The organism is Pseudomonas sp. GW823-FHT02E01, assembly GCF_058797535.1.
Genome location: NZ_JBXAJS010000001.1, coordinates 49,564 through 63,195 on the forward strand (window position 1 = coordinate 49,564; position 13,632 = coordinate 63,195).

The following is a 13,632-nucleotide window of genomic DNA, read 5'->3' on the forward strand; positions in this document are numbered from 1 at the left end:
ATGGCAGGTGTAACGGAGCACGTTGTGTACGTGGTCGATGATGACCAGGGCATGCTCGAATCGACGGTCTGGTTACTGGAGTCGGTCGGGCTCAAGGCCTTGCCGTTTACCAGTGGCGTCGCGTTCCTCGATGCCTGCGATGCAAGCCTCGATGCTTGTGTGCTGCTGGACGTTCGCATGCCCGGTATGGGCGGGTTGAACGTGCAGGAAGAAATGCGTGTGCGCCAACTGAACCTGCCCATCATCTTCGTCAGCGGGCATGCGGATGTGCCGATCGTGGTGCGCGCGTTCAAGGCCGGTGCCCATGACTTTATCGAGAAGCCCTACAACGAACAGCTGTTGCTGGACAGCGTGCAACAGGCGCTCAGCAACTGTGCCGCCAACCGTTCGGGCAACCAGGGCCACGAAGCCTTGCAGGCGCGCTTGTTGACCCTGACCCCGCGCGAGCGCGATATCCTGTTGCCACTGGTGCAGGGTTACACCACCCGCGAAATCGCGGAGCAACTGGGCGTAAGTGCAAAAACCGTTGATCTGTATCGCGCGCGCGTCATGAAACGCATGCAGGCCAACACGCTGCCGGACCTGGTGGGCATGGCCATCGCGGCGCAGATGGTCGATCCGCTGAAGTTGCGTTGATTCCTCAGGACAGGTTTTCAAGCAGCTCCAGCGCCTGATCAAAATCGAAGCACTCCGCTTGCCGCACAACCCGAAGCAATTGCTCGGTCATCCGCGGGTCTGAAGCCAGCCCCTGCAGTTTGAGCAAGGCCGTCAGCGCCTGGGTGTCGCTCTCGGCCAGCAGAGACCGGACGTGGGCCAATTGCGCGTGCCATTCGCTGCCCGGTGGCACGCTTGATGAGTCTGCGCATGATGTCGGCTCGCCGAGCACCGATAAGCCTTCCTGCACCGTTGTCAGGCAACGCTCGACCTCCACCAGCCGGTCAGCCAGGTCCTGCTCCACCCCATCGCTCGTCCCATCGTTCAGACACGCCTGCTCCAGTGCGGCGGCTGCATTCGCCACTTCAACGGCACCAATGTTGCCCGCCGTTCCGCGCAGGGTATGGGCCAGCCTGACCGTCGTCGAACGATCGCCCTGGCCTCGGGCAGCCAGGAACTCGGCGCAAAAAGCCTGGTGGCTGGAGCGAAACTTGCGCAGCAGTCGCAGATAGAGCTCGACCTTGCCCATGCAGGTGCCCAGGCCCGCTTTCAAATCAATGCCGGGAAGGCTGGCTGGCAGGCTCGCCGCTGACTCCGTGGTGACCGGCGAAACGTCGGCCGACATCGCGCCACGGTCAGCTCGCGGATGTATCCACTTGGCCAACGTGGCGAACATGTCGTCGACGTTCAAGGGTTTGGAGATGTGGTCGTTCATGCCGCAGGCCAACGCCCGCTCGCGGTCCCCCGCCATGGCGTCGGCAGTCATGGCGATCACCGGCAGATTCGCCCAGCGTGGCTGCTCACGTATCTTGCGGGTCGCGGTATAACCGTCCATCACCGGCATCTGGCAGTCCATCAACACACCATCGAAGTCTGCGTCACGCTCCAGTTGGTCAAGCGCTTCTGCGCCGTGAACGGCCAGGCACAGCTCGATCCCGGCGCTCTCCAGCAGTTCACAGGCCAGCTCGCGGTTCAGCTCATTGTCTTCGACCAACAGCAGTCGCGCACCACGCAGGCTGGCCATGGCGCTGGCACTCTGGCCGAGTCGCGAGCTGGCCCGGGTATCGGCCCGGGGGATCTTGCCGAGCACCGTGCCCAGCGCCTCAAGCAAAGTGGACGGCGTCACTGGCTTGGTCAGCACCACCGGCAAATGAATGCCGTACCGACTGGCCTCTTCGCGGGCTTCCTCGCGACCGAACGCCGTGACCATGATCACCGACGGCGTTTGCGCCAGTTTGGCGGCCTGCATCTGCCGCACCGTTTCCACGCCGTCCATGCCAGGCATGCGCCAATCCATCAGCACCAGATCATAGGGCAGCACCTTCGCTTCGGCGTCCACCAGCATGGCCAGTGCGGCCCGGCCGCTTTGCGCGACGTCCACCTCCACGCCAAAACTGCGCGCCATGCTGGACAGGATCTCGCGCGCGCTGGCGTTGTCATCGACCACCAACACACGGTTGCCCAGCAATTCGTCGGCGGTCACCATGCGCCGTAAATGGCTGTCGCGCTGCACCCCCAGGCTCACCTCGAAATGGAAAGTGGAACCAAGGCCCGGCTCGCTCTCTACCCAAATGCGCCCGCCCATCAATTCCACCAGATGCCGAGAGATGGCCAGGCCCAACCCGGTGCCACCGTATTTGCGGGTGGTGGTGCTATCGGCCTGGCTGAAGGGCTGAAACAGGCGCGAGCATTGCTCGGCGTTCATGCCGATCCCGGTGTCGTGCACCCAGAAATGCAGCTGCGCCTGCTCTCCTGCCGCGCCCCGGTGCTCTACACCGAGCACGATCTCGCCCTGCTCGGTGAACTTCGTCGCATTGTTGCCCAGGTTGATCAGCACCTGGCCAAGGCGCAACGGGTCGCCGATCAAGGCGGTCGGCAGCTCGGCATCGGTGCTGAACAGCAATTCCAGGCCTTTGTCCTCGGCTTTGAGGCCGATCATGCTGGCAAAGCCGTCGAGCACGGCCTCGAGGTGGAAGGGAATGTGCTCCAGGTGCATCTTGCCGGCCTCGATCCTGGAGAAGTCGAGGATGTCGTTGATGATCACCAACAGGTATTCCGCCGAGCGGTGGACCTTTTCGATGTAGTTGCGCTGGCGGTGGTCGAGCTCGGTTCGCAATGCCAGGTAGCTCATGCCGATGATGGCGTTCATCGGTGTGCGGATCTCGTGGCTCATGGTGGCCAGGAAGTTGCTCTTGGCCCGGGTCGCCTCTTCTGCGGCCTCCCGTGCGCGCTGCACCTCGGCCTCGGCGGTCTTGCGGTCGGTGATGTCAAAGTACCAGTTGGCCCCCATGCCCCGCTCCCCCAGCGTCATCGTGACGGCCGAAACCAGTACGTCGAAGCGCTCGCCTCCAGCGCGCTGCAGGGTGGTCTCGAAGTTCAGCACTGCACCTTGCGCTGCCGCTTCGAGAAAGCGCTGGTGTGCCTGCGGGTCGACCCAGAACTGCGCCGGATCCGCACCTTCGAGTTCAGCCAGACGAGTCCCGAACAGACTGTCGAACTGCGGATTGCAGTAGGTCGGACGGCCATCGACGTCCCTGATCACCATGGCCACCGGGCTGCTGTCGAGGACTGCGCGCAACTGTGCCTCGCTGGTCTTGAGTGCCGCCTGCAGATGACGCCGTTCACTCACGTCGCGCACCGACGCGCACACGCATACGCCGTCCCCTTCCAGGCTCGGCAGATGCGACAGGCTGATCTCTGCCGAGAACAGACTTCCGTCTTTGCGCACGCCTTGCAGGTCGTCCAGGTTGGCCCCCATCTGGCGAGTGGCGCCGTGGGCCATAAAGCCCTTGCGCAGCGCCTCGTGGCGCCCTCTGCTGGCCAACGGCACCAAACGATCGATGGACTTGCCGAGCAGCTCACCGGCGCTATAGCCGAACAGCTGATCCAGTTGGCGATTGGTGCGCAGGATCTGTCCTTGGGCATCGACCACCAGCATGCCGTCCGGCGCCGCTTCGATAATCCCGCGATACCAGGCCTCGGTGGCACGCAACGCCGATTGCTGGGTTTCCAGTGCCTGCGCCTGCTGCTCCAGTTGCAGCGCCTGTTCCGCCATTTCATTGGCCTGGCGACGGGTTTCCGCCAACAGGGTCTTGACCGCCTGATTGCGCTCCAGAATCGCCATGGCTGCGGCCAAACGTGGGGTGGCTTCCTGCAACAGCAGCAGTTCACGCTCGCCCAGGGGCTCCAGCCCGGCCAGTTCGAGCACCCCCAGCAACCGCTCGCCACGGACAATGGGTTGCAGCAGCAGGCAACGGGCCGGGACCTCGCCAAGGGGCGAGCGCAAACGCCAGTATTGCTCCGGCATCGCCTGAAACTGACGCGGCACGCGATCCACCGCGCACTGCCCCAACAGGCCATCGCCGAACATGACTTGCGCCTCGGGTGGCCGCTCGGAATCGGTGGCATAACGACCCATCAACAGCAGCGTGCCGGAATCCTCCTGCGCGCTGTACAGCACCCCCTGGCAGATTCCGTGCAGGCTGGCCATGCATTGCAGGAACACGTGCGCCAGTTCGGCCGGGGTTTCTGCCTGCTGCAGATCGACCTGCAATTGGGCGGTATGGGCCTTGATCCAGCGCTGACGCTCAAGTTGTTGGGATTCGGTCTGCAGTTTGGCGATGGCCCGCGCCAGATCGCCGGTTTCGTTGTTAAGGTCAGTGTGGGGAATCGGTTGATCGAGCTGCCCCGCGGCCAATTGGTCTACCGCCACCCGCACCCGGTTCAGTGGATTGCGGATCGACTGGCTGACGACCCAGGACAACAGCAACGCCAGCGACAAACCACCGAACAACAGTACGTAGGTCAACCTGGTGCTGTGTTCGGCAAACTCGGCAATGTCCTTGGCCGTGTCGCGAATCGAGGCTTCCTTGATCTGGACGATCGCGTACAAAAGGCCGTCGGCCTGCCGGGCAAGTTGCTGGAATTCACTGCTATTGAGCAGTACCAACGCCTTGTTCTGCTGGCCCTGGTCGATCGATAGAAAGGCCTGGTCGCTATGACGCTGCAACTGTTGCAGCAGCAGGTCGAGCTCGGCGAGGCGCGCCAGATTGTCCGCGCGCCTTAAGGTCACTTTGGCGCGGGCCACGGCCTGCTGCAGGCCTTCGCGGATATCATGCAGTTGCTGCAGGGATTCGACGCGAATCTGCGCGCTGTCGGTGCCCACCGCACGCTGCAGTGCTTGCATCATATGGGGCAATTGCACACGGGCTTCCTGCAAGTGCTCCATGCCGACCAGTTCCTGCAGATAGAGGTTCTGCATGTCCTGCTTCAGCGATTGCTGGGTGCGCAGGCTTTGCACACCGAGCACCAGCACCAACAGCAGCAGCGCCGAGAACCCCAGGATCAGTTTGTGAAGCAGCGCGAGGCGCTCAAGCAGGGTACGCAATCCGGCCATGACTATCCTCGTGGACCTGATGAAAACACTGACGAAGGGGCAATCGCGGGTTCACGGAGTCTGGCCGATACGCTCCAGGGCAGCCCGCTTGCCGGCCATATCCTGGTCGGTATCGGCGAAGCGCTCGGCAATGGTCTGGAACTGTTCGAGGCAATCGAGGAAGGCATCGCAGATATCGGGGTCGAAGTGCGTGCCTCGCCCCTGACGAATAATCTCGACGGCCTGCGCGTGGGGCATCCCCGCTTTATAGACCCGACGACTGATCAATGCGTCATAGACGTCCGCCACTGCCATCAACCGGGCGCTGACGGGGATGTCGTCACCCGCCAGCCCTTGCGGATACCCACTTCCGTCCCATTTTTCCTGGTGACTGTAGGCAATCTCCTTGGCCAGGCTGAGGAACTCGGCGCGAATGCCAAGCTGATCCTCGGCATGCTGGATGGCGTCACGTCCCAGCGTTGTATGAGTCTTCATGATCTCGAATTCTTCCTCGGTATAGCGTCCCGGCTTGAGGAGAATATGGTCGGGGATGCCGATCTTGCCGATGTCGTGCAGCGGTGCCGACTTGAACAATAATTCGATGGTGTCCTCGGTGAGAAAGTGACTGAAGCGCGGATGAGCACGCAGATGCTCGGCCAGCACCTTGATGTAATGCTGGGTCCGCCGGATATGGTTGCCCGTTTCGTTATCGCGAGTCTCGGCCAGTGAAGCCATGGCCTGGATGGCCACATCCTGGATCGCAATCACCTCGCGGGTCCGACGCGCCACTTCCTTCTCCAGATAGTCGTTGTGATCGCGCAGGAAGTCTGCAGCCGCCTTGAGCTTGAGCTGGGTATCCACCCGCGCCAGGACCAGCGCCGCTCTGATTGGTTTGGTGATGTAGTCGACAGCCCCCAGTTCCAGGCCATGGATCTCGTCTTCGGTGTCGGCCATGGCCGTCAGAAAGATGATGGGAATGTCACGGGTACGCGGGTCGCGCTTGAGCTGCTGCGCCACTTCATGGCCGGACAGCCCGGGCATCATCACGTCCAGCAGGATCAGGTCAGGGAGTGCGTCGCCCTGTAGTATGCGCAACGCCTTTTCACCGCTATTGGCAGCCTTGACCCGGTAGCGATCCTTGAGCAGATCCGTCATCAGCATCAGGTTGTCGGGCGTGTCATCGACCACCAGCAGGGTCGGCGGACTGTAATGACTCTGTTCGGCACTCATGGCGGATGGCTCCCTTGCCGGAAATGGACATCCCGAGGCAACACTTCCAGCGCCGCCCCAGCGCAAGAGAGCTTAGCTGCTGTTCTGCGGACCTGCCCGGCGCCGAGCCCGAACCAGAAGCGTCAGCCGTTGCCCTCATAGTGTGGGTCAATAGTCTGTTTGAGGTATTACCCAACGCTGACCTTGATTGACTATGACGCCAGGGATTTTCGGTCATCCGGATGGACCAGGCAGCACGACCGCCGCTCCATCCATCAACCGCAACGAGGAGCTTGATAGCTATGGAAAAAGTCATCTATCTGCTGTGGCGTGATACCCAAGACAGTCCTGAAACCTTCGCCCATCGCCTGCGCAGTGAGGTCGCCGGGCAATTGCAGGCACTCGGCGCCCGTGGTGTGCAATTGAACCTGGCCGATGCCGATGTGCAACCAGCCGCCGGCCTGCGCCAGGAAAACAACCGACCATTGCCCGATGGCAGCCTGTCGCTGTGGCTGGACAGTGCCAACGGGCCGGCTCGCCGCCCTTTCGATAACCTGATCAGCGCGGCAACGGCGCGCCTGGCCGCCTACCTGGTCTGCGAGTCGGTCGCCATCGCCAATACCCGCTTCCCTGCAACACCCGATGAGCGTACCCACGGGTTTGCCCAACTGGCCCTGCTGACCCGCCCTCCACGCCTGACTCCCGAGGCCTGGCTGGACATCTGGCGCAACCATCACACGGCGGTGGCCGTGGACACCCAAGCCAACTTCCAGTACGTGCAAAACCTGGTGGTCTCGGCACTGACCCACGGCGCTCCACGGATCGATGCCATCGTCGAAGAATGTTTCCCGCCAGCGGCCATGACCGATCCCATGGCCTTTTTCGATGCGGCGGGCGACGAAGGGAAATTCCAGCGCAACCTGGCGGCGATGATGGACAGTTGCAGCCGCTTCATCGATTTCGACAAGATCGACGTGCTGCCCACCAGCCAGTACTGCCTGTAGGACCGGAAAATCGTCAAGCGTGTCAGGGCCCGGCAACCGGGCCCTGATGCTCAGGCCTGCTTCAAAGCGCCATCGAACGCAGGCGTCAGCCCCGACAACTCCAGCTTGCGGACAAAGTCGCCCAGACGCTGCTGCTTGTAGGCGTCCACGTCCATGTCACGGTAGTCGTAGAAACCCTGGCCATCGCGCAAGCCATTGCGGCCGTTTTGCATGTTGTCGGCGATCACTTGTGGTGACTCGAAACGCGGTGATAGCGCTCCACTCAGGTAACGCGAGGCGTAGTACAAAATGTCGCCGCCGCCCCAGTCGATGAACTCAAGCAGGCCCAGCACCGAGAAGCGCAAACCAAAGCCGACGCGTACCGCCGTGTCGATATCTTCTGCGCTGGCCACGCCCTCTTCCACCATCCGTGCCGCTTCGTTCATCGCCAATGCCTGAATGCGCGGCACGATGTAGCCAGCCACCGGGTTGCACACCACGGGCACCTTGCCGATGCGCTTGAGCAGTTGCAGCAGCCGTTCGACCACCTGCGGGCAGGTCGCTTCGCTGCGGCTGACTTCCACCAGCGGCATCAGGTACGCGGGATTGAGCCAGTGCGCGTTCACGAAGCGCGCAGGCGTACTGACCATTTCGCTCAGTTCGGTGACCAGGAAGGTCGAGGTGGTCGACGCGATGATGGTCGACGCCGGCACATGCTCGCTGACCCAGGCGAAGGTCTCCTGCTTGACCGCGATGACTTCCGGCACCGCTTCGAATACCAGGTCGCACCTGCGCAATGCCTCTACGGCCTGGGATCTGGTTTGCAGTCTCAACCGGGCTATCGCGATGTCGGCCTGTTCCAGCCGGAGCATGCCGAGGCGTACCAGCATCTGCAATTCGCTGCGGATGTTGTTGCGCACACGTTCGAAGTAGCCGTGCCGCTCATCCTCGGCGCGATCCTTGATATCGATGAGGGTGACCGGCAGGCCCGCATGGATGAACGCCAGGGCAATGCCCTCACCCATCCGGCCGGCGCCGACCACGCTGACTTGGGGTAGCGCGGCGTTCATCAGTTGTAGCCCCTGGTCAGCAGTTCGGTCATCTGCGCCCGACTCAGCGTGGCCAGACCGAGGTTTTCCAGGGTGCGGCCTTCGGCGTAGAGATCCCGTGCCGCGACGACCGAGGCAATGCTCAGCAGGCCCTGCGCGACCGGCGTCGGCACACCGGCCCAGCGGCCGACGGACACCAGGAAGGACAGGCCCAGGCGGGTGTCTTCGAGCATGTAGCGATGCTTCTGCAGGTCGATGTCCTCGCGCCAGTCACCGCTGTCGGTCAACTTGCCATGGGCACCGCGACCGTACATCCACTCATCACCTTCGGTGGTGTTGTAGTGGTCGGCGAGAGGAAAGTGCGGCGCGCCGTAGGTCAGCGCTTCACGCACGGCCATGCGTTCGGCATCAAGCTGGTTGGTCACGCGACGAATCGACGGTTGGGTGCCTTCGTTGTGAATGTCCCAGGCCTCGAAATGCTCCAGCGGCCCCGCGTTCATCATGATCAGCGGCGGATGGATGATGGGGCCTGCGTTCATCAACGCACCGCTCAGGGCGTCTTCAATCGGTTCGACGCTCGGGTAGGCTTCACGCAGCACCGCAAAAGCATGCTCGGACAGGTTGCTGGGGAATACACCGGTCGGCAGGCGGGTGGCGTAGCCGCTGATCACCAGGTCGCTGGCGCCATGCTTGCGTACCAGGTACGGCAGCGTACCGGTTTCAGCGAAGGCGACCTTGCTCCGGTTGCCCGCATCGGCCATGGCCTTGGCAAACACGAAACTGCCAAAGGTGCCCGGCGGCAGGAACACCACCTGACCGTCGTGCAGGTGCGGCGCAACATGTTTGGCCAGGTCTTCATGGGAGGTCGACGGCAGCGGGATGATCACCAGTTGCGCGTCGCCCAGGGCTTCGGCCAGGTCGTCGGTGAACGACAACTTGTCGCCCTTCTGGCCGACTGACAACTGGCGAGTGCCCCGGTAGTCCTTGATGGTCAGCCTGCCGATGGCCAGCAGCTCTTTGAGCGCTGTGGAATCTCGACGCCACAGGCGGGTCTGGTGCCCCTTTTCAGCCATTTCGACAGCAGCGGCGTAACAGCCGTGACCACCACCCAGCACGGTAATATTCATGCAGATACTCCTTTTTGTCAGAGACTCGATCCTATCGAGCCGCACCGCCACAGACTCCTCCGATTGCGCAGCCGAATGACCGATTGCGCAGGTGTCTCAATGCTTCCGCCGCCGCAGGGTGTCCGACGGCAGGCAACCATAGCGTTGCCGATAAGCGCTGGAGAAATGCCCGAAGCTGTTGATGCCATGACGCAACAGGATATCGGTGACGGTTTCGCCGGCCCTGCCCTGCTTGAGCGACTCGTGGATGACCGCCAGGCGACGGTCGCGGATGTACTCGACCGGCGCCTGCCGGAGGAACTGGTTGAAGCCGTTCTGCAAGGTGCGCACCGAAACACCACACAGTTCGCTCAGGGTCGTCAGGCTGATCGGTTCGTCGAGGTGTTCCTCGATGTAGTCACGGGCCTTTTTCACATGGTGCGGCAGCGGCGCGCGCGAATCGATCAACAGATCCGCGGAGTAGTTATGCGGCAGCTGTGTGAGCAGCAACTGCATCAGGTATTCGGACAGGCCGCTGGCGAGGCGCGAACCGTCAACGCCGCTGCCGTAGAGCCGGCAGATGTAGTCCAGGGTGTGATAGAGGCTGACGACGCCGGCGCCCAGGTGGTCGACGCTGACATCAAAGATCACCGACTGGCGCAGGCTGCGGCCGAGCAGGCGTTGCAGCTGCGTCTCCAGGGCATCACGGTCGACACGCAGGATCAGGTTGCGGCACTCGCCATCGGTGACGATGCGGCTTTGCGCGAACGGCGAGGAAACGCTCAGGTAGCCCGACTGCATCGCCGCGCTGCGCCGCCCGTGGGCCACTTCGCAATGCCCCTGCAAGGTGATGCGAAACAGGTACTGATCGGCAATGTCGCCGATGGTGATCTCCACCGGCGCGCCATAACGCAGGTCGAGCAGCGCCGAATCGCCGAAGAATACGCCGTTGAGCCGGGTGTAGATCGGCTCGTCACGCAGCACATTGAAACTGTGGGGGCACAGGTATTGGCTGACCTTGTCCTTGATCTCGCGGTAATCGGCCGAACTGAGCAGGCTGTGCCGTTCCAGCAGGTGTACGTCATTCAACATCAAGGGTTCTCCTGACGTGGAGCGTCTCGGCCCCGCTCCCTTTGACAGGAGCGAGGCCGAGGCGCCGATCGTGGACTATGACCAATCAAGCCCGGGTCGGATACTCCCGGGCATAACTTTCGCGAAAACGACCGCAACCACGCCAGAGCAGCAGCACGGTCAACGCCGATGCACCGGCGATCACCAGCGACATCGACGACCCTACCGCCGCGGGCGACCCGAAGTAGCGGTCGGTCAACAGCGCCACCAGCGTAGTGCCCAGGCCCAACCCCAGCAGATTGCTGATCAGCAGGAACACGGCCGAGACCTGTGCGCGCACCTGGTTCGGTGCGAGGATCTGCATCGCCGCCGTGGACGCCGGCATCGGGAACGAGGCGAAGAACATCGCTGGCACCAACAGGGTCACCGACAACCACAGTTGATCGACTTGAGAGAACAGCACGGCCGGCACCGCCATGCCGAGGGCACCGATGACACCGGTGCGCATGGCAGCGTCCTGATGACCTTTCTTGGCCAGATAATCGGTGAGCCATCCACCGAACAGCACCCCGCCGGTGTTGGCCACCAACAGCACGGTGCCGAGCATGTAGCCCGCCTCCATCGGCGACAGGCCGAACTTGCGGATGTACAGCGCCGGGCTCCAGCTCATCAAGCAGAACAGGGCCATGGCGTAAAATGAAAAGCCCAGGTAATGACAGGTGAAGGTGGCGCGGTGGCGGCCGAGGAAGCGCAAGCCATCACCCATCCCGACCTTCCTGACCCGACCCTGCGCATCCACCTGCAGGCCTTTGCGCGCCGGATCGCGCACGGTGAGCCAGATCAACAGGCCGACCACGATGCCGGGCAGACCGACAATGAAGAACGCCAACTGCCAGGCCTTCATCGCGCCGAGAAAGGCGACCTCGATGGTGTTCATGTCCTTGAGCATCGCGATCACATAGCCGCCCACCAGGAAGGCCAGGCCACCACCGACGAACGAGCCGATCGAGTAGATACCCACCGCGCGGCCGAGTTTCTCCTTGGGGAACATGTCGCTGAACATCGAGTAGGCCGAGGGCGACAGGGCTGCCTCGCCGACACCGACACCAATGCGGGCGAGGAACATGTGCAGGAAGTTCTTGCTCAAGCCGCAGGCTGCAGTCGCCAGGCTCCAGAACACCACGCCGACGGCGATGATCTTCGGTCGCGAGAAACGGTCGGCCAGATAGGCGATGGGCATGCCCATGAACGCGTAGAACAACGAAAAGGCCAGCCCGTGCAGCAAGCTGAACTGGGTGTCGCTGATCTGCAGGTCGGCTTTGATCGGCTCGATCATCAGCGCCAGGATCTGTCGATCCACAAATGAAAAGATGTAGGCGATCATGCACAGGCCGACCACATACCACTCGTAAATGTAGGTTTTCTTCTTCTGCAGGACCGCGTTATCGACCTGGATATTCACTAGTGTTTGCTCCTCTTGGAATCCGCTCATGCGCGCAGCGATGCGCAGAACAACGACTGGAAAGTTGCGGGGCAGATGCAAAGGACAAAGGGTTCGAACATGGTCAGGCCTCTTATTGTTATGGGGGCAAATCCCGGGTGGACCGGGCTTACCAGAACTTCCAGGTGTAGGTCGTGGCGACACGGAATTCGTTGTAGTCGTAGCCGTATTTCTGTTTCACGTCGATGTTGCGCAGGTCCAGCCCCAGGCCTTGCAGCGCCCCGCTCTGGACCACGTAGCTGAGCCCCAGAAAGCGTTCGCTTTCCTGGTTGTCGCTCAGGTTGTTGCCACGGTCCCAGTTGGTACCCTTGATATAGCGGGTGTAGAGCTTCAGCCCCGGCACGCCCATTCCGGCAAAGTCATAGCTGTAGCGCGCCCCCCAGGACTTTTCATCCGGGCGGACAAACCCCAGGGACGACCAGTGCACCAGGTAAGGTTGCGGGATAAAACCGTTCATCGTCGGGAACACGCTGTCACCGAGCATGCGCTGGTAACTGAGGCCAAACATGTGGGCGCCTTTGAGCAAGGTGAACAAGGCACCGTAGGAACGGTTGTCGATCTCACCGTTCAAGGCATTGCCATCTTCATTGTTATTGAAGTAGCGCAAGTCGGTTTTAAGTTTGTAGCCACTGCCCAGGTCAGCCATATGCATCAGGCCGAAATAGTGTTGCTGATAAATATCGTGCAACACGCCGTAGAAATAACTGGCTTGCAAGTTCTTGGCAATGTCGTAAGTTGCGCCGCCGAAGTCCAGGCCGTCACTGTCGAGATTATCGGTGGAACCAAACTTGTACAGCTTCTCGTGGTTGGAAGATTCCCGTGTCACGGCAGACCAGAAGCGGCCACCGGTCATCGTCAACCCATCGACTTCCCTGGACTCGACCACGGCGCCTTGATAGATCGTATCCAGTTGCCGACTGGGGTCATCGGACGCCACCGGCAGTTGTGGACGAAGGTCACCGACCTTCAACTCGGTCTTGCTGTAGCGCATCTTGAAAGTTGCACCGGCGCGACTGTAGTCATCGGCCGTCTGCTGGTCACGGACGCTGTACGGCAGCGAACCGTCATTGCCCGACGAATCCAGGCGAACGGCGTACTGCGCATCCACATCAAGGCCGATTGCCAGGGCCGTGTCGGTGTAACCGGAGGTAAACTGCGCATCGAAACCCTGGGACCAACTATGCACTTCAGAAACCGGCGCATTGGTATTGGTGTAGTTACGGTGCAAGTAGAAGTTTCGCGCATCCACTTTCAAGTGACTGTCATCAACAACATCGGCATAGGCTGTCAATGGCGAACAGATAATTCCCAACACGCCGGCAATACCGAGCCCACGGCAACATTGCTTTACCTGATACATCTAACTTCTCCACATCTGTATGTGCTGGGCACTGTATTTATAGGAGCAGATTCGAACTAAAACTAAAAATGCCGGCAGCCGAACACCGAGCCCTCTTGAGCAGCAAGGCGGATTGCATCAGGGATATAAAGAACGATGGGTTCGAGCATTGTCAGACCTATTGTTGTTATGGGGTAAAGCGCCAGGCGGGCTCAGTGGAACAGCCCGCCAAGACGACACGCCTCTTGTCTACCCAAGGTAAGTGAGTAGGCGCCGCGCCGATATCGAGATGAACAGCATCCGTTGGGGGGAAAACTTCAACCCGGCTAAAGGTTTCCCTTAGTC

At 61.5% G+C, this 13,632-nt stretch carries 9 protein-coding genes; 2 read left to right on the forward strand and 7 right to left on the reverse strand.

Annotated features, from left to right (window positions below; all coding sequences use genetic code 11):
• Complete coding sequence (locus tag AC1RDQ_RS00195) at positions 1 to 636, forward strand: response regulator transcription factor (RefSeq protein ID WP_102672425.1); 636 nt, start codon at positions 1 to 3, stop codon at positions 634 to 636.
• A gap of 4 nt (positions 637 to 640) precedes the next feature.
• On the opposite strand, the gene AC1RDQ_RS00200 is transcribed toward AC1RDQ_RS00195, so the two are convergent.
• On the reverse strand, positions 641 to 5,050 hold the full coding sequence (locus tag AC1RDQ_RS00200; RefSeq protein WP_492585823.1) for a response regulator: 4,410 nt from the start codon (positions 5,048 to 5,050) through the stop codon (positions 641 to 643).
• A gap of 51 nt (positions 5,051 to 5,101) precedes the next feature.
• Positions 5,102 to 6,259: an HD-GYP domain-containing protein gene (locus AC1RDQ_RS00205; protein WP_492585825.1), complete on the reverse strand. Its 1,158-nt coding sequence runs from the start codon at positions 6,257 to 6,259 to the stop codon at positions 5,102 to 5,104.
• 281 nt (positions 6,260 to 6,540) lie between these two features.
• On the opposite strand from AC1RDQ_RS00205, the gene AC1RDQ_RS00210 reads away from it, so the two are divergent.
• A complete protein-coding gene (locus AC1RDQ_RS00210; protein WP_492585827.1) occupies positions 6,541 to 7,242 on the forward strand; it encodes an EthD domain-containing protein in 702 nt (233 codons plus the stop codon).
• 50 nt (positions 7,243 to 7,292) lie between these two features.
• Here the strand turns inward: AC1RDQ_RS00210 and AC1RDQ_RS00215 are convergent, their stop codons facing one another.
• From AC1RDQ_RS00215 to AC1RDQ_RS00235, 5 genes are all read right to left on the reverse strand, one after another.
• A complete protein-coding gene (locus tag AC1RDQ_RS00215) occupies positions 7,293 to 8,291 on the reverse strand; it encodes a 3-hydroxybutyryl-CoA dehydrogenase (RefSeq protein WP_492585829.1) in 999 nt (332 codons plus the stop codon).
• Complete coding sequence (locus AC1RDQ_RS00220) at positions 8,291 to 9,397, reverse strand: NAD/NADP octopine/nopaline dehydrogenase family protein (RefSeq protein ID WP_492585831.1); 1,107 nt, start codon at positions 9,395 to 9,397, stop codon at positions 8,291 to 8,293. The genes AC1RDQ_RS00215 and AC1RDQ_RS00220 overlap by 1 nt, the downstream gene beginning before the upstream one ends.
• A gap of 96 nt (positions 9,398 to 9,493) precedes the next feature.
• A complete protein-coding gene (locus tag AC1RDQ_RS00225; protein ID WP_492585833.1) occupies positions 9,494 to 10,468 on the reverse strand; it encodes a cupin domain-containing protein in 975 nt (324 codons plus the stop codon).
• A gap of 85 nt (positions 10,469 to 10,553) precedes the next feature.
• Positions 10,554 to 11,909, reverse strand: a complete 1,356-nt coding sequence (locus AC1RDQ_RS00230) for a spinster family MFS transporter (RefSeq protein WP_492585835.1) — start codon at positions 11,907 to 11,909, stop codon at positions 10,554 to 10,556.
• 148 nt (positions 11,910 to 12,057) lie between these two features.
• Complete coding sequence (locus AC1RDQ_RS00235; RefSeq protein WP_492585837.1) at positions 12,058 to 13,308, reverse strand: OprD family outer membrane porin; 1,251 nt, start codon at positions 13,306 to 13,308, stop codon at positions 12,058 to 12,060.
• Positions 13,309 to 13,632 lie beyond the last annotated feature (324 nt).

What these genes read in the sequence shown, in the direction of transcription:
- AC1RDQ_RS00200 (WP_492585823.1), bottom strand. Translation starts at nt 5,050, where the DNA reads ATGGCCGGATTGCGTACCCTGCTTGAGCGCCTCGCGCTGCTTCACAAA.
- AC1RDQ_RS00220 (WP_492585831.1), bottom strand. Translation starts at nt 9,397, where the DNA reads ATGAATATTACCGTGCTGGGTGGTGGTCACGGCTGTTACGCCGCTGCT.
- AC1RDQ_RS00195 (WP_102672425.1), top strand. Translation starts at nt 1, where the DNA reads ATGGCAGGTGTAACGGAGCACGTTGTGTACGTGGTCGATGATGACCAG.
- AC1RDQ_RS00225 (WP_492585833.1), bottom strand. Translation starts at nt 10,468, where the DNA reads ATGTTGAATGACGTACACCTGCTGGAACGGCACAGCCTGCTCAGTTCG.
- AC1RDQ_RS00215 (WP_492585829.1), bottom strand. Translation starts at nt 8,291, where the DNA reads ATGAACGCCGCGCTACCCCAAGTCAGCGTGGTCGGCGCCGGCCGGATG.
- AC1RDQ_RS00235 (WP_492585837.1), bottom strand. Translation starts at nt 13,308, where the DNA reads ATGTATCAGGTAAAGCAATGTTGCCGTGGGCTCGGTATTGCCGGCGTG.
- AC1RDQ_RS00205 (WP_492585825.1), bottom strand. Translation starts at nt 6,259, where the DNA reads ATGAGTGCCGAACAGAGTCATTACAGTCCGCCGACCCTGCTGGTGGTC.
- AC1RDQ_RS00210 (WP_492585827.1), top strand. Translation starts at nt 6,541, where the DNA reads ATGGAAAAAGTCATCTATCTGCTGTGGCGTGATACCCAAGACAGTCCT.